At 65.7% G+C, this 16,491-nt stretch carries 13 protein-coding genes; 9 read left to right on the forward strand and 4 right to left on the reverse strand.

Going from position 1 to position 16,491, the window contains the following annotated elements; translation table 11 throughout:
- Positions 1-16 precede the first annotated feature (16 nt).
- Both AC1DJB_RS00265 and AC1DJB_RS00270 read left to right on the forward strand, forming a co-directional pair.
- Complete coding sequence (locus AC1DJB_RS00265; RefSeq protein ID WP_332602756.1) at positions 17-1,483, forward strand: FAD-dependent oxidoreductase; 1,467 nt, start codon at positions 17-19, stop codon at positions 1,481-1,483.
- A gap of 109 nt (positions 1,484-1,592) precedes the next feature.
- Entirely contained in the window at positions 1,593-2,972 is a 1,380-nt protein-coding gene (locus AC1DJB_RS00270) for an MBL fold metallo-hydrolase (RefSeq protein WP_441432629.1), read from the forward strand.
- Between the two features lie 174 nt (positions 2,973-3,146).
- On the opposite strand, the gene AC1DJB_RS00275 is transcribed toward AC1DJB_RS00270, so the two are convergent.
- The 3 genes from AC1DJB_RS00275 to AC1DJB_RS00285 all read right to left on the reverse strand — a co-directional run bounded on the left by AC1DJB_RS00275 (position 3,147) and on the right by AC1DJB_RS00285 (position 6,706).
- Entirely contained in the window at positions 3,147-3,827 is a 681-nt protein-coding gene (locus AC1DJB_RS00275) for a FadR/GntR family transcriptional regulator (RefSeq protein WP_307052450.1), read from the reverse strand.
- A complete protein-coding gene (locus AC1DJB_RS00280) occupies positions 3,824-5,089 on the reverse strand; it encodes an MFS transporter (RefSeq protein WP_306959038.1) in 1,266 nt (421 codons plus the stop codon). The genes AC1DJB_RS00275 and AC1DJB_RS00280 overlap by 4 nt, the downstream gene beginning before the upstream one ends.
- Before the next feature lie 174 nt (positions 5,090-5,263).
- On the reverse strand, positions 5,264-6,706 hold the full coding sequence (locus AC1DJB_RS00285) for a PucR family transcriptional regulator (protein WP_441432628.1): 1,443 nt from the start codon (positions 6,704-6,706) through the stop codon (positions 5,264-5,266).
- Positions 6,707-6,850: 144 nt separating this feature from the next.
- Between AC1DJB_RS00285 and AC1DJB_RS00290 the strand changes: the two genes are divergently transcribed.
- Together AC1DJB_RS00290 and gabT are read left to right on the forward strand one after the other, a co-directional pair.
- On the forward strand, positions 6,851-8,281 hold the full coding sequence (locus tag AC1DJB_RS00290) for a gamma-aminobutyraldehyde dehydrogenase (RefSeq protein ID WP_059387244.1): 1,431 nt from the start codon (positions 6,851-6,853) through the stop codon (positions 8,279-8,281).
- Between the two features lie 69 nt (positions 8,282-8,350).
- Positions 8,351-9,715 (forward strand): 4-aminobutyrate--2-oxoglutarate transaminase, encoded by a 1,365-nt coding sequence (gabT, locus tag AC1DJB_RS00295; protein WP_441432627.1) that lies wholly within the window; start codon positions 8,351-8,353, stop codon positions 9,713-9,715.
- Positions 9,716-9,837: 122 nt separating this feature from the next.
- Here the strand turns inward: gabT and rarD are convergent, their stop codons facing one another.
- Positions 9,838-10,845 (reverse strand): EamA family transporter RarD, encoded by a 1,008-nt coding sequence (gene rarD / locus AC1DJB_RS00300; protein ID WP_441438161.1) that lies wholly within the window; start codon positions 10,843-10,845, stop codon positions 9,838-9,840.
- Between the two features lie 186 nt (positions 10,846-11,031).
- On the opposite strand from rarD, the gene AC1DJB_RS00305 reads away from it, so the two are divergent.
- The 5 genes from AC1DJB_RS00305 (at position 11,032) to AC1DJB_RS00325 (ending at position 16,471) form a co-directional block, all read left to right on the forward strand.
- Positions 11,032-12,465, forward strand: coding sequence for an FAD-dependent oxidoreductase (locus AC1DJB_RS00305; RefSeq protein WP_441432625.1), 1,434 nt, complete (start codon positions 11,032-11,034; stop codon positions 12,463-12,465).
- Between the two features lie 117 nt (positions 12,466-12,582).
- Positions 12,583-14,028 carry an amidase gene (locus AC1DJB_RS00310; protein WP_332602762.1) on the forward strand — a complete coding sequence of 482 codons (1,446 nt, stop codon included), beginning with the start codon at positions 12,583-12,585 and terminating at the stop codon, positions 14,026-14,028.
- A gap of 26 nt (positions 14,029-14,054) precedes the next feature.
- Positions 14,055-14,327, forward strand: coding sequence for a hypothetical protein (locus AC1DJB_RS00315; RefSeq protein ID WP_332602763.1), 273 nt, complete (start codon positions 14,055-14,057; stop codon positions 14,325-14,327).
- 70 nt (positions 14,328-14,397) lie between these two features.
- Positions 14,398-15,762 carry a GAF domain-containing protein gene (locus AC1DJB_RS00320; RefSeq protein ID WP_476909829.1) on the forward strand — a complete coding sequence of 455 codons (1,365 nt, stop codon included), beginning with the start codon at positions 14,398-14,400 and terminating at the stop codon, positions 15,760-15,762.
- 82 nt (positions 15,763-15,844) lie between these two features.
- Positions 15,845-16,471, forward strand: coding sequence for a hypothetical protein (locus AC1DJB_RS00325; protein WP_306959030.1), 627 nt, complete (start codon positions 15,845-15,847; stop codon positions 16,469-16,471).
- Positions 16,472-16,491 lie beyond the last annotated feature (20 nt).

Below are 16,491 nucleotides of genomic sequence, written 5' to 3' on the forward strand. Positions count from 1 at the left end.
GAAAAGGAACACAGCCGTGTCATCTAGCACCACCGTAGGAACCGCCGCACGTCCGCTGCGCGTCGCCGTCGTCGGCTCCGGCCCGGCCGGCGTCTACGCAGCTGACATCCTGACCAAGAGCGAGGCCGTCAAGAGCGGCGAGCTGACGGTCAGCATCGACCTCTTCGACCGCTACCCGGCCCCCTACGGCCTGATCCGCTATGGCGTTGCCCCGGACCACCCCCGCATCAAGGGCATCGTGAACGCCCTGCACAAGGTCCTGGACCGCGGCGACATCCGCTTCTTCGGCAACGTCGACTACGGCACTGACATCTCCATCGAAGACCTGCGCACGCACTACGACGCCGTCATCTTCGCCACCGGCGCCATCAAGGACGCGGACCTGAACATCCCGGGCATCGAGCTGGAAGGTTCCTTCGGCGGCGCCGACTTCGTCTCCTGGTATGACGGCCACCCCGACGTTTCCCGCGAATGGCCGCTTGAGGCCACATCCGTGGCCGTGCTCGGCAACGGCAACGTCGCACTGGACGTGGCCCGTGTCCTCTCCAAGCACGCCGACGACCTCCTGGTCACCGAAATTCCGGACAACGTCTATGCCGGCCTCAAGGCTTCCCCGGTCACCGATGTCCACGTCTTCGGCCGTCGCGGTCCGGCACAGGTGAAGTTCACCCCGCTGGAGCTCCGCGAATTGTCCCACTCCAAGGACGTGGACATCATCCTCTACGCCGAGGACTTCGAGTTCGACGACGAGTCTGACCGCCAGATCCAGACGAACAACCAGACCAAGACCATGGTAGGCACCCTCACCAACTGGATCGCCGAGCAGCCCGAGGACCTTTCCGAGCTCAAGGCCTCCCGCCGGCTGCACCTGCACTTCCTGCACAGCCCGGTGGAGATCGTGGACTCCGCGGAGACTCCCGGCAAGGTAGCCGCGATCAAGTTCGAGCGCACCGAACTGGACGGAACCGGCAACGCGCGCGGTACCGGCGAGATCGTCGACTACCCGGTCCAGGCCGTATACCGCGCCATCGGCTACTTCGGTTCCGCGCTGCCGGACGTCGAGTTCGACCACCGCCGCGGGGTCGTTGCGAACGACGGCGGCCGTGTCCTGGACGCTTCCGGCGAGCACGTTCCGGGCTTGTACGCAACGGGATGGATCAAGCGTGGACCCATCGGGCTCATTGGCCACACCAAGGGTGACGCACTGGAGACGGTCACGTACCTCTTGGAAGACCGCGAAAACCTGCCGCTGGCCGCCGTTCCCGAGGCGGACGCCGTCGTCGAGCTCCTGGACGCGCGCGGCGTAAAGTTCACCAGCTGGGAAGGTTGGCTGGCCCTCGACGCCCACGAGCTCGCGTTGGGTGCCGCCGCTTCCGAGGCCGGCACGTCGCACGGCGTCGAGGTCAAGCGCGAACGCATCAAGGTTGTGCCGCGTGAGGACATGGTGGACATTTCCCGCGACGGCGTGGCTGCACAGGTCTAGTTCTACAACTGGGGCCCAAGCAACGCGGGGTCACTTAGCGCCCATCCGGGGCATCGGAATGGGCGTTAAGTGACCCCGCGTTGTTCTTTATCGGGGTTAGACTCTCCGCATGGACGTCGTCGTCGTCGAAACGACCCCACTGGGGGACCGCAGCTACCTCGTTCATGACGGCACTGTGGCGCTCGTGATCGACCCCCAGCGCGATACCGACCGCGTCGAAACAGCAGCTCGTGCTGCGGGAGTGGCCATCACGCATGTCGCTGAGACCCACCTCCACAACGACTACCTCACGGGTGGCCTCATCCTTGCCCGTGATCACGACGCCCGCTACTTGGTGAATGCCGCGGACAAGGTGGCTTTCCAACATGAACCGATTGTTCCGGGGCAGGCGTTCGCTGTAGGTAGGCTTTCCGTCAAACCGGTGGCCACGCCAGGCCATACGCACACGCATCTGGCCTATATTGTTTCGGACCCCGATCCAGGGGCGGGCGTCCGGCAAGCGGTGTTCTCCGGTGGCAGCCTGCTGTACGGTTCGGTGGGCCGGACCGATTTGATTGGCCCGGATGACACCGCCGGGCTGGCGCATGACCAATACGCCTCGGTCCGGCGGCTCGTGGCTGAGGCAGCAACCGACGCGATCCTGTATCCCACCCATGGCTTCGGTTCGTTCTGCTCCATCGGTCCCGCGAGCAGGATCGCCGCATCGACAATCGGAGAGCAGGCCGCCACCAACCATGCGCTCACCGACCCGGACGAAGACCATTTTGTCCGGCACCTCCTGGCGAATATCACGGCCTACCCGAGCTACTACGCGCACATGAGCCCGCTCAACGCCTTAGGCCCGGGGCCCGCGTTGCTGGAAGTCCCGGAATCGGTGGAGTCCGCGGAACTGGAGCGCAGGCTCGAGGCAGGGGAATGGGTGGTGGACCTGCGCAACCGGGTCGCATTCGCCGCGAGCCACCTGCGCGGCAGTGTGGCCTTTGAATACGGGACAGGCTCGAGCTTCACGAGCTACCTCGGTTGGGTCCTGCCGTGGAACCAGCCGCTGACCCTGCTAGGTGCCCATGACGACGTCGAAAAGGCAATCCGCGACCTCGCGAGGATCGGAATCGACTCCCCGGATGCAGCTGTCGGCGACGATCCTGGGGCTCTTGCACCAGCCACTGCTTTGGTGCAATATCCGATCACCGACTGGGCGGGGCTGGAGCGGGACCGGGCTTCCGGTGAAACAGTTCTGGACGTGCGCCGAACCGAGGAATTTTCCGCCTCCCATGTGCTCGGGGCCGTGAATGTTCCGCTGCACGAGCTTTTGCTTCGGCTGGACGAACTGCCGGACTCAAGGATCTGGGTGCATTGCACTTCCGGCTACCGGGCCAGCGTCGCCGCAAGCCTGCTGCATCGTGCCGGCCGCAGCGTAGTGCTCATCGACGCACTCTTCCGCGAGGCGGCTCATGCCGGCGTCGAGCTGGTGAGCGCCGCTCCGGCCTAGATGCCCGGGCCACTGCGGACGCTCGCTCAGCTATGACGGCTTTTCGTGAAACCCCCGCTCACCTTTGGGGTGTTTCCTAGAGACGCCCGCTCACATGATGTGAGCGGGCGTCCGTCAAAACCGCGATAGATGTGAGCGAGCGTCGGGGAAAAACCAGCCATGTGTGAGCGAGGGTCAGTGCGTGAGCCATTCCGCGGCGAAGTCCAGGTTGCGGTAAACGCTCGCGACGGCGGCGGCCTCGTCGCGTGCCTCGATGGCGTCGGCGAGCTCGTCATGGCCCTCGTGGGGGATGCCGTTGAAGCCGGCCTTGCGCTGTTGGCGCAGGAGGTCGTCGTGGAAGACCCCGCCGAAAGACACATACAACTGGTGCAGCAGCGGGTTGCCCGAAGCCAGGGCCACCCGTTCGTGGAAATCCCAGTCCGCCCGGGCCCACGCGGGGTAGTCGGCCGCGAGCCATGCGTCGTGGCGTACTTGGAGGAGGGCGCGCATTGCGGCGATGTCCTCGGCCGTGGCGTGCTTCGTGGCCAGTCGGGCGGCCTGGGTGTCCAGCCCCACCCGGACCTCGACCACGTGCTCCTGCGTGTGTTCCTTGTACATTCGTTGGGCCGCGCCGGAGATCTCGCTGGTGGCCCGGACATAGGTTCCGTCGCCGCGGCGAACCTCCAACATGCCGCTGTGCGCCAAAGCTTTGATGGCTTCGCGGAGCGTCCCGCGCGAGACTCCGAGCGAGGCCATGAGTTCCGGCTCGGCCGGAATCTTCTCCTGCAGGGGCCACTCCCCGGACTGGATCATGCCGCGCAGCTGGCGGGTGACCTCATCGGCCAGGACGGGCCGGTGCGAAGGTGTGAGGCTCATGCGACAGGCCTTGGCCCGGCCTTGATCGGCGTCCGCTTGCTGGTCAACTGGTGGCAGGTGACCATGAGGGCCAGGGCAACCGCGGCAAGGAGCGCCAAGGGGAGCGTCCAAGCACCGGTGGCGCTATGGAGCAGGCCCATGCCGAACGGACCCAAAGCCGCAATCAAGTACCCCACGGACTGGGCGACGGTGGACATGGCGGTGGTCTCCGCCGTCGTACGCCCGCTGCGGCTGATGATCACCAGGACCAGGGGGAAGATGCCCAGCCCGAAACCGAACATCACGGCGGGAACCGCGGCGAACGACGTCGGGAGCAACAGCATTGCGGGGATTGCCAGGAGGGTGGTCCCGCTACCCAGGTACAGGGCGGGGCGCATCATGCCGGGCCGCGAGCCGATGGCCAGCAGGATCATGCCCGCTGCCACCGAAACCAGCTGCATGAGCCCGAACTGGAGGCCGCTCTCGGAAGCGCTCAGTCCTTGGCTCGTCAGGATGTAGGCAAACCAGCTCATCACGGCATACGCCAGGAGGGCCTGCAACGTGAAGATGGAAGTGATGAGGAATCCCAGCCGGGTGCGCAGGAGGGGCCACATCGACACGTGCTCCTGGCTGGCCTTCCGTGAAGTGCGATGGGTGTGGAGGACCATCGGGAGGAAGCCAAGAAGTGCGGCGACGCCAAGGAGTCCCCATGCGGCCAGGCCCATCGAGGGCGAGCCCAGCTGTTGGGCCAAGGGGACGCTGACCGCTGCCGCGAAGGTGGCACCTGCGGACATCGTGAAGGTGTAGAGGCCGGTCATCATGGACGTCTTGCTTGCATAGTGCTCGCGGATGTACGACGGCATGGCCACGTTGCACACCGCCAGGCCGGACATCGCCAGCACGGTCCCGGCGAGGAGGGCGCCGGTCGCGGGGATGCTGCGGACGAGGAGTCCGGCGGCCAGCATGGCCAGCGCAACGAGGATGGACTTCTCGACGCCGATCCGGCGCGACAGCCACGAGGTTCCCAGCCCTGCCACGGCGAAGCACAGCAAGGGGATCGACGGAAGAATCGACGCGACGAGCGCCCCGTAGCCGAGGAACGCCTGCAAATCGTGGAACAGCGCCGCCGCGCTGGTGATGCCGGCGCGCAGGTTCAGGCCGATCAGGATGACGGCGACGATCCCGACGACGGCGACCACCCGGGATTTCGGCGCCACCGTACCGCCGCTGGTGGGCACAGTTGTTGCTTCCGTTGCGTGGGGAGTCGGGTGAGTCGAGGTCATGCTTAAAGGTTAGACGTTTGACGTTTGATCTGGGAAGTTTTGTGGTGAATCTCTCCACGCTGCGCAGGAGCCCAACTGACTCGCACTTAATGGCGTTTTCAGCCCCGAAAACGACAACAAATGCGAGCTAGTTGGGCCGACGGCGGCGGGGCTGGCCGACGGCGGCAGGGGACCTTAGCGCGGGTTGCGGGCACCCAGCCGCTGCACCGCGAGGGCAAGCCACAGCTGCACGCGGTCCGGCGTCTGGGCGGGGTCGTAGCCGGTGAGGTCGGTGATTTGCGCCAAGCGGTAGCGCACCGTATTGCGGTGCAAAGTCAGGGCTTCGGCGACGGCGGCCACCGAGCCGTTGTGGTTGAGGTAGCTCTCAAGGGTCGAGACGAGCTCGGAGCCGTGCGTGGCGTCGAACTTGCGAAGGGGAGTGAGCGCTTCGCTGGCCATGTCCGCCAACGGCACGTCCTCGCTCGCCAGCAACAGAGAGGTCAGGCTGAGCCGCTCAGGTTCGTTGACCGGTAAACCGTGCGCCACGGCGTCGCGCGCTTCGAAATAGCTCCAGCGCACGCCGTTCGGCTTGGTGTACGCGCCGCCGATCCCGATCACTGCGTGGATTCCCGCTTCCAACAGGTGATCGCTGAGGTCCTTGGCGAGCGCGCTCGCGGAACTGCCGTCGTCGGGCACTACCGTCACCAGGTCCTTCCCGACGACGGCGGTCACCCCGCCGTCGAGCGACTGCGGCAGCGATGTGCTGCTGAGCTGTTTGTGGTGGGCGGCGGAGACCACCAGGAGCACCACGTTCTTGCGGGTGCTGTTGATTCCGACGCCGGCCAGGCGGCGGGCGCCCTCGACGGTGTCCAGGGTTCCGTGGATGACATCGTCCAGCACCTGGCCCGCCAAGGCCCGCTGGCTCTGGCGCTGCTTGACCATGTTGTTGAGTTCCACGCTGATCAGGTTCTGCGCATAACTGACAATCCCGGTGTCGCCGAAGGGTTGCTTGATCCAGAGGGTGCAGGCGTCGCGGCGGCCTGTCGGGATGGGGAAGGATGCCCAGTCGTCGGCCGTCGGCGCGTGGTTGCCGGCCACGCTGTTGTAGAGCTGCGCGCTGAACTGGGTGAGTGCGATGTCGGACCGGAGCATGCTGCCCAATTGCTTGAGCAATTCCCCGAGCCCGCCACCGGTCAGCAGGGCCCGGGCCAGGATCTGGTGGCCGGCGATAAGGCGCTCCAGCTTGGAGTAGTGGTCGGCGGATTGGGAATCGGCCACGAGTTTGCCGATGGCAATGAACGGGGTCTCGTACGGGACTTCCACGAGGGGCAGCCCCCAGCGGTTCGCTTCCGCAACGAGGGCGGGGGGCACGGCTTCGTGGGTCAGCCCGGTGCCGAAACCGATGCCGACTGCTCCCGCGCGCTGGACCTGGCGCACAAAGCGGCGTTGTTCAGCGGCCCCGTTGAGCCGGAGCCCGGTCGTCAGGATCAACTCGCCGCCGTTGAGGAAGCGCTGGGGATCCTCCTGCTCGGTCACGGCCACCCAGCGGATATCTTCGTTCCAGGTGGTTTCCGCGAGGCCGGCTTTGCGGAGCCGAAGGGAGGGGACGGCGACGAGCGCGGCGATTGACATTGCCATGCCAAAAAGGATATCCCCGCACTGGTCATTCGCACTAAGTCGGGGGAGTCGGGGTGTGCACCTGACTATTCCGCGCCGGGGGGTGCTGGCATAGGCTCGGAGCAGCTGCAACCAATGCCTAGACACCGAAAGAGGTTGTACACCGTGGTCCAAACCTTGCAGAACTTCATCAACGGCGAGTTCGTCACGCCGGCAGGCACCGAACTGCTCGACATCGTGAACCCCACCAACGGGGAGATTGTCGCCCACGCGCCTATCTCCACCGCGGCCGACGTCGATGCTGCCATGAACGCGGCGAAGGAAGCTTTCAAGTCCTGGAAGCATGTTACGCCTGGCCAGCGCCAGCTCATGCTGCTCAAGCTCGCTGATGCCATCGAAGCCAACAGCGACGAGCTCGTCGAGGCGCAGCACCGCAACACCGGCCAGGTCCGCGCCCTCATCGCGTCCGAGGAAGTTGCCGCGGGCGCAGACCAGCTCCGCTTCTTCGCGGGCGCCGCGCGCATCATGGAAGGCAAGTCCGCCGGCGAGTACTTCGAGGGCCACACCTCGTACGTCCGCCGCGAACCGATCGGCGTCGTGGCCCAGGTTGCACCGTGGAACTACCCGTTCCTCATGGGCATCTGGAAGATCGGCCCCGCCCTCGCAGCAGGCAACACCGTTGTCCTCAAGCCCTCCGACACCACTCCGGAATCCACCTTGGTCCTGGCACGTCTTGCGGGGGAGATCTTCCCGGCCGGCGTCCTCAACGTGGTCCTCGGCAACGGGGCCACGGGCTCCATGATGGTTGAGCACAAGGTCCCGGGCCTCGTCTCGATCACCGGTTCCGTCCGCGCCGGCATTGCCGTAGCCAGTGGAGCGGCCAAGGGCCTCAAGCGTGCCCACTTGGAGCTCGGCGGCAAGGCCCCGGCCATCGTCTTCAAGGATGCCGATATCAAGAAGAGCGCAGCCGCCATCGCCGAATTCGCCTTCTTCAACGCCGGCCAGGACTGCACGGCCATCACCCGTGTGCTGATCGAGGACTCCATCCACGACGACATGGTTGCCGCCATGGTGGAGCACACCAAGACGCTGCACACCGGTTCGCAGAACGACGACGAGAACTACTTCGGCCCGCTCAACAACGTGAACCACTTCAACGCCGTGAACTCGGTGGTGGAGCACCTTCCGGCCAACTGCAAGATCGAAACCGGCGGCCACCGTGCGGGTGACAAGGGCTTCTTCTTCGAGCCGACCATCATCACCGGCGCCAAGCAGACTGACGACGTCGTCCAGAAGGAAACCTTCGGCCCCGTCATCACCGTCCAGAAGTTCACCACGGAGGCCGAGGCACTCGAGCTGGCCAACGACGTCGAATACGCCCTGGCATCCAGCGTCTGGACCACGGACCACGGCACCGCCATGCGGATGAGCCGCGACCTGGACTTCGGCGCGGTCTGGATCAACACGCACATCCTGCTGACCGCTGAGATGCCGCACGGCGGCTTCAAGCAGTCCGGCTATGGCAAGGACCTGTCCATGTACGGCGTCGAGGACTACACGCGCATCAAGCACGTGATGAGTGCGCTGGACGCATGACTCAGATGCCTGACTCAGGCGCAACGCCCGACGCCCAAACACGGCAAGCATAAGAAAGAAAGAACCATCATGACCGCAACAGCACATGAAATCACCTACCGCCTGAACCAGAAGCGCAGCATCAACGGCGCCTTCCCCGGCCCCAAGTCCCAGGCCCTGAACGAACGCCGCGCGGCCGTCGTCGCCGCCGGCGTGTCCTCGGGCGTGCCGGTTTACGTTGAGGACGCCGACGGCGGCATCATCCGCGACGTCGACGGCAACTCCTTCATCGACCTCGGCTCCGGCATCGCGGTGACGAGCGTCGGCGCCTCGGACCCCGCCGTCGTCGCCGCCGTCCAGGACGCTGCTGCGCACTTCACCCACACGTGCTTCATGGTTACCCCGTACGAGGGCTATGTCGCCGTCGCCGAGCAGCTGAACCGCCTTACCCCGGGCGACCACGAGAAGCGCACCGTGCTCTTCAACTCCGGCGCCGAGGCAGTGGAGAACGCCGTCAAGGTGGCACGCCTGGCAACCGGCCGTGACGCCGTCGTCGCCTTCGACCACGCCTACCACGGCCGCACCAACCTCACCATGGCACTCACCGCCAAGGCCATGCCGTACAAGACCAACTTCGGACCGTTCGCGCCCGAGGTCTACCGCGTGCCGATGAGCTACCCGTTCCGCGAGGAAAACCCGGAGATCACCGGTGCGGAGGCCGCCAAGCGCGCCATCACCATGATCGAGAAGCAGATCGGCGGCGACCAGGTTGCCGCGATCATCATCGAGCCGATCCAGGGCGAGGGCGGCTTCATCGTTCCCGCTGAAGGCTTCCTGCCAGCACTGTCCGCCTGGGCCAAGGAAAAGGGCATCGTCTTCATTGCCGACGAGGTCCAGTCCGGTTTCTGCCGCACGGGTGAATGGTTCGCCGTCAACCATGAGGGTGTTGTCCCGGACATCATCACCATGGCCAAGGGCATCGCCGGCGGTCTCCCGCTGTCCGCGATCACCGGCCGCGCGGACCTGCTCGACGCCGTCCACCCGGGCGGCCTCGGCGGCACCTACGGCGGCAACCCGGTTGCTTGTGCTGCAGCCCTTGCTGCCATCGGCACCATGGAGCAGCACGATCTCAACGCCCGCGCCCGCCACATCGAGGAAGTCGCACTCGGCCGCTTGCGCGAACTCGCGGCTGATCCTTCTGCAGGTGGGGTCATCGGCGACGTCCGTGGACGCGGTGCCATGCTGGCGATCGAATTGGTCCAGGCCGGCTCCAAGGAGCCGAACGCTGAACTGACCAAGGCCGTTGCCGCGGCGTGCCTCCAGGAAGGCGTCATCATCCTGACCTGCGGTACCTACGGCAACGTGATCCGTCTGCTGCCGCCGCTGGTCATCAGCGACGAACTGCTCCTGGACGGCCTTGAGGTCCTGGCAGCGGCCATCAAGGCCAACGCTTAGCCGCAAACCTTCAGGTGGACATGCCCACCTCTACGCACCAAGGATGGACATAGCCTGACTATGTCCATCCTTGGCGTTTAACGAGGGGCATGTCCGGTATGGGCGCCAGGCAGGGAAGCGGACTAGGCCGCGCTGAGGCGTGCGCTTTTCCTGATGACCGAGTTCTTGCGTGCCGTGCGCAGCATGTCGAGGGTCAGGAGCAGCAGGGCCAGCCACACGATCCCGAAGCCCACCCAGCGGTCCGGCGTCATGGCCTCGTGGAAGACGGCCAGGGCCACGATGAACTGGAGGACCGGCGCGAAGTACTGCAGCAGGCCGATGGTGGTCATGGGCAGTCGGCGTGCGGAGGCACCGAAGAACAGGAGCGGCACGGCCGTGATGATGCCCGAAGCCGCCAAAAGCCAGAAATGGCCCGGGCCGTTGCTTCCCAATGTTCCGGCTCCCGTGAGGCCGAGGACAATCATGGTGGCGCCGGCGATCGGAGCGAGGACAACAGTCTCCACCGTGAGGCTCGTGATGGCATTGACCTTCGGCCCCACGCGCTTCTTCACGAATCCGTAGAGTCCAAAGCTGAACGCCAGGACCAGGGCGATCCACGGCAGCTTGCCATAGGAGACCGTCAGGACCCCGACGGCGATGAAGCCGATCCCGACGGCGGCCCACTGGAGCGGGCGGAGCTTTTCCTTCAGGACGAACACCCCAAGAAGGACCGACACGAGCGGGTTGATGAAATAGCCGAGCGAGGCTTCGACCGCGTGGCCGGTGGTAACGCCGAAAGTGTAGGTCAACCAGTTGATGGCGATGAGCCCGGCAGCGATGGCGAGCGGGCCAAGGACCGCCCGGTCCCTGAAGGCGTTGCCGAGGAGGCGCCATGTCCGGGTGATGGTGATGAGCAGGGCGCAGAAAATGAGCGACCACACCACCCGGTTGGCGACGATTTCCACCGCTCCGGCGGGGTGCAGCACCAGGAAGTAGAGCGGAAGCAGCCCCCACAGACCGTAGGCCCCGATACCGAAGACGACGCCCGCCGTCGTCTCCTTCTTCGCCGTGGCAGCGGCGGAAGCTGCAGTTGCAGCATTCGAAGCGGGGGTGGCGGACGGGGCGGGCGCGGTTTGCTCGGGCGTAGACACAAAGTCAAGAACATCACATATTGCGGAGGTATTCCTGACCGTACGGCCGGAAAGTTATTGTGAGTTTCCTCGCCCCGTTGTGTCACCTCGCGCCACGTACTGACACTCCGGCCGCAACTGAGAACTAGAATTGGAAACTGCGCGCCCCACCACGCGGGGCGGATTCCCGTCTCAGAAGGGTTCACGGTGTCCAACTCGGCCGAAACCACCTCAAAACGTCCGTTGCGCGTCGCCATCGTCGGCGCAGGACCGGCCGGCGTGTACGCCGCGGATATCCTGACCAAATCGAACGAGGTCAAGGACGGCGACGTTGAGGTCAGCATCGACCTCTTCGAGGCATACCCTGCGCCGTACGGCCTGATCCGCTATGGCGTAGCCCCTGACCACCCCCGCATCAAGGGCATCGTCAACGCGCTTCACAAGGTCCTGGACCGCGGAGACATCCGCTTCCTCGGCAACGTGACGTACGGCCGCGACCTTACGCTGCACGACTTCCGCTCGTTCTACGACGCGGTGATCTTCTCCACGGGGGCCATCAAGGACGCGGACCTGAACATCCCGGGAATCGAACTGGAAGGCTCCTTCGGCGGCGCCGACTTCGTCTCCTGGTACGACGGACACCCCGACGTGCCCCGCGAATGGCCGCTGGATGCCAAGGAAGTGGCGGTCATCGGCAACGGCAACGTGGCGCTGGACGTGGCCCGCATGCTCTCCAAGCACGCCGACGACCTCCTGGTGACCGAAATCCCGGACAACGTCTATGCCGCCCTCAAGGCCTCCCCGGTCACGGATGTGCACGTCTTCGGCCGCCGTGGCCCCGCCCAGATCAAGTTCACTCCGCTGGAGCTGCGCGAACTCTCGCACTCCAACGACGTGGACATTGTGCTGTACCCGGAAGATTTCGAGTTTGACGAAGCCTCGGACGAGGCGATCCGCAGCAACAACCAGATCAAGACCATGGTCAACACGCTGACCAATTGGCTCGTCGAAGAACATGCCGAAGCCGAGCAGCCCTCGTCCCGCCGCCTGCACCTGCACTTCCTGCACAGCCCGGTGGAGATCGTTTCCGAAGACGGCTCCGGGAAAGTCTCCAGTATCAAGTTCGAGCGCATGAAACTGGACGGCACGGGCAACGTCAAGGGCACCGGCGAGTTCGTGGACTATCCGATCCAAGCGGTCTACCGCGCCATCGGCTACCACGGATCGCCGCTGGACGAGCTTGAGTACGATGCCCGCCGCGGCGTCATTCCCAACGACGGCGGACGGGTGCTGGACGCCGACGGCAAGCCGGTGCCCGGTATCTACGCAACTGGCTGGATCAAGCGCGGACCCGTCGGCTTGATCGGGCACACCAAGGGCGATGCACTGGAAACCATCGGCTGCCTCCTGGAGGACCGCCTCACCCTGCCCCCGGCCGAAAACCCGGACCCGCAGGCCATCATCAACCTCCTGGAAGAGCGGGGTATCGAGTACACCACCTGGGAAGGCTGGAACAAGCTCGATGCGCACGAACTAGCCCTCGGTGCCGCATGGACCGCCGAAAACCCGGACGCCGGCGTCGTACGCGAACGCATCAAGGTGGTCCCGCGCGAGCACATGATCGAGATCTCGCGCGGCTAGGGGACGCGGCTCGCGCCTGACGGCTCGCGGACCGCGCCTAGCGGCTAGCCGCGCACCGCGCCCATCGGCTCGCGGACCGCGCCTAGCGGCCCCGGCCGACCGGTCCTAAAATGAGCCATGGACGAGGAGCTCCGCTGGACGGACGCCGTCGGGCAGGCAGAACTGGTGCAGAGCGGCGCGATCTCGCCGGGCGAACTGCTCGACGCCGGCCGTGACCGTATCCGCGAGATCGATCCGGTCCTGCATTGCATCGTCGCGCACCTGGAGCCCGGAGCAGAAGGCCCGGCTCCTGGCGCTCCGTTTCCCCGGGTTCCCTTCCTGGTGAAGGACCTCTCGCTCGAGATCGCCGGAGCTCCCTTCAACGAAGGCTCCCGCTGGTTGAAGGACAACGTCTCAAGCCAGGACCAGGAACTTGCCCGCCGGTACCGCCAAGCCGGACTTGCGATCCTCGGGAAGACCAACACACCGGAATTCGGGCTCAGCCCGCATTGCGAGCCGGCCTTGCATGGTGCCACCCGAAACCCTTGGGACCTGGGGCTGTCCACCAGCGGCTCCAGCGGCGGGTCCGCCGCCGCCGTCGCCTCCGGAATGGTCCCCATGGCGCACGGGAACGATCTTGGCGGATCCCTGCGCTACCCGGCCGCCTGGTGTGGGGTTTTCGGGTTCAAGCCGACCCGCGGACGGGTTCCCATGGGCCCGGAGTATGGCGACGTGGCCGGGGGATTCGCCGTCGAACATGCGCTGACGCGGAGCGTTCGTGATTCGGCGGCGCTCCTTGACGCGACGGCCGGTCAGTCGCCCGGCGATCCATATTGGGCGCCGCCCCGGGCCCGGCCATTCCTGCTTGAGGCCGGAACTGCTCCTGGAAAGCTTCGCATCGCCGCAACCGCGACGCCCAACTCCGGGCAACAAGTGCATCCGGACTACCTAGGGGTGTTCGAGGAAACCGTGGAATTGCTGGCCGGGCTGGGCCACAGTGTCACGGAAGCGCACCCCGAGGGCCTGGGACGGGCCGGGCACCGGGCGGTCAGGGCCGTCTATGGTGGCGCGATCGCGTGGATCGAGGCGTACTGGACGCAGCGGATGGGTAGGCCTCCGGAAGCCGGTGAGATCGAGCCGTTCACCGCAGCCGACTTCGAGCGCTCGCGGGCTCTGACAGGTGGCCAGTATCTCCTCGGCATGGGGGAATTGCAGCGCTTCAGCCGCCGCCTGGCTGGATTCTTCGAGGAATTCGACGTCTGGATGACACCCACCGTCGGCTGGCCACCGTTGCCCCTCGGAACGCTGAATGGAACCGAGGAAGAACCGCTGCGCGGCGAGCGCGAAGCGGGCCGCTTCCTCATGTTCGACGGCGAATATGCCAACATCTCGGGCAACCCGGCCATGTCGGTGCCACTCGGAGTCGACTCGGCCGGCCTGCCGGTGGGCATGTCCTTCCTTGGCCGGTTCGGAGACGAGGCCACGCTCTTTCGCTTGGCGGGCCAGCTCGAGAAGGCCGCACCCTGGGCGGACCGCAAACCTGAAGCCCTCGAGCGGGCGTTGGCGGCACCGCACTCAAGCTGAAGCACGACAGGAGAGAAGCAATGTTCATGGGCGTCTACCATTTCGACGGAGATCCCGCTCAACTGCTGGAAGGCCACCAGCGCATGGTGGGCCTCCTGCCACCCGGTGCGTTGAAGATCCACGTGTGCCTATCCACTGAGGGTGGCATCTCGGTCTACGACACCTGCCCGGACAGGGCAACATTTGACCGCTTCAGCAGCGGCCACAGTTTCGCGGAACTCGTCGCGGAAGTCGGCTTGCCCGTACCCCGGATCGAAGCGTTGGGTGACGTCGAGTCGTACGAAATCCACCCGGAGTGAGCGGGTACACAAACCCCTGCGTCGCAACTAGACTGGCCCGTACTGTGCTGCGTCCGGTTTTGGGAGTTCGATGAAGAATCCGATCCATCCGGCAGAATCGGTCAATGACGCCGCCGAGCTGCTGCAGCGTCATGCCCGCGCCGGGCACGAACGCTTGGAATCGTGGCGTTACGGGCTTCCCGACGCCACGGAGCTTCCCGGTCTACGCAGCCTGATCAAGGAATCCTGGCAGCGATCCGCCCAGCTCAAAGCAAACCCGGACCAGCCCGAGGCGCCGCTGGTCATCGACCTCGACGAGCTCGAGGAATACCGCCGCCAACACCCGCTGGCCACCATCATGCCCGTCATCCAGAAGCTCCTCATCCAGCCCAGCTATGAGAGCGGGCTGCTGGTCGCCGTGGGGGACGAGCTGGGCCGCCTGCTGTGGGTAGACGGAAATCCCGCGATGCGGCGCCGCGCCGAAGGCATGATGTTCGTCGCCGGCGCGGACTGGTCCGAAGCCGCGGTCGGCACGAGTGCGCCCGGCACGGCGCTCGCCTTGGGCCGTGGAATCCAGATCTCCGGTGCCGAGCACTACAAGCGCTCCGTCCACCCGTGGAGCTGCACCGCGGTGCCCTTCCATGACCCTGATTCCGGAGCCCTGCTCGGCGTCGTCGACATCACCGGCACGGAAGCGGCCGTCGCACCCCACACACTTTCCCTCGTTGAAGCAACCGTGGCGGCCGCGCAGGCGCAATTACGGGTGGAAAGGCTCCAACTCGCGGCCACTAAGCACTCTGCGCCTGCCCGACGCCGGAACTCGCCTTCCGCCGTCGGCTCACGCCAGGGGACAGGACTGTACCGGAACAGCCTCCAGCTGCTCGGCCGGGACCAGGCCTTGTTGAGCATCGGAGGGCGCAGCATTCCGCTGTCCGCACGGCACAGCGAGATCCTGGCGTTGCTGGGAACCCGTCCCGAAGGGCTCAGTGCCGAGGAGCTCGCCCTGGCCCTCTATCCGGGGGATGGCTCGAGCGTGACGTTGCGGGCCGAAATGGTGCGCCTGCGCAAGGTGCTCCACGAGCTCGACCCCGCCGCGGTCCCGGAATCACGCCCCTACCGGCTCCCGATCGACCTTGGCCAGGATGCGGCCCAGGTTCTGTCCTGCCTGCAGCGGGGCGCCCACCGCATCGCGCTGGAGATCTACAAAGGCGCCGTCCTTCCGCATTCGGAAGCGCCCGGCATCGTGGAGCTCCGCGAGAAGGTTTCGGCGCTCCTGCGCGAGGCGGTCCTGAACGACGGCAGTGCCGAGGCGCTGCTCAAGTATGCCGGACTGCCCGAGGCGAAGAACGACGTCGACGTCCGGCTTGCCGCCCTCAGGCTCCTGCCGCCGCGCTCGCCGAAGCGGGCCGCCGTCGTCGCCGAGCTAGAACGACTGGAAAGCGAACTGTCGGCCTGAGGCGGGCCCTCGTGTGGCACTCGGGCAATACGGAGTTTTGGACCGTATCGTAGAAGCGAGCCAAACGAAAGAAGCTTCCTCCGTGTTGAACAAACGCCTCGCCGTTGCCCTGACCATGTCCGGACTCCTTGCCGGAGTCACAGCCTGCGGGGCACCCGCCCAGACAGCGCCCGCGTCGGCAACGCCTTCGACTTCGGCCACGCACTCGGCTTCGGCCACCACGGCTGCCGCCGACTGGGGACTTGATCCCGCGGCGGGCGCCCAGAGAATCAAGGCCGCAGGTCTGGATATCCTGACCGCCGAAGGCACAGCCGAGCACTACCACGCCCATCTGGACGTCCTGGTGGATGGCAAAGCCGTCACGGTCCCGGCCGAGATTGGTTTCAGTTTCGGGGCCGACGGGCAACCCAACGGAATCTCGGCACTTCACACCCACGACACGACTGGCGTCATCCACATCGAAGCGCCCACCGCCGGCCTGAAGTACACGCTCGGCCAGGTCCTCAGCGAATGGGGAGTGTTGGACGGCAAGGATGCCACCGGAGCACCGCACGGCGGAACCGGAGGTTGGACCGTATACCTGAACGGCGTAAAACAGAGTGCGCCGGTGTCTGACGTGGTTCTCAAGGCCCACGACGAAGTGGTGCTCTCCTTCGGTTCCGCACCTTCGCCGGTTCCGAGCTCCTACAATTTCCCTGCAGGTCTCTAGCTTTCCGGCCCGGCAGGGGA

It is taken from the genome of Arthrobacter sp. 01T428, from assembly GCF_056398685.1.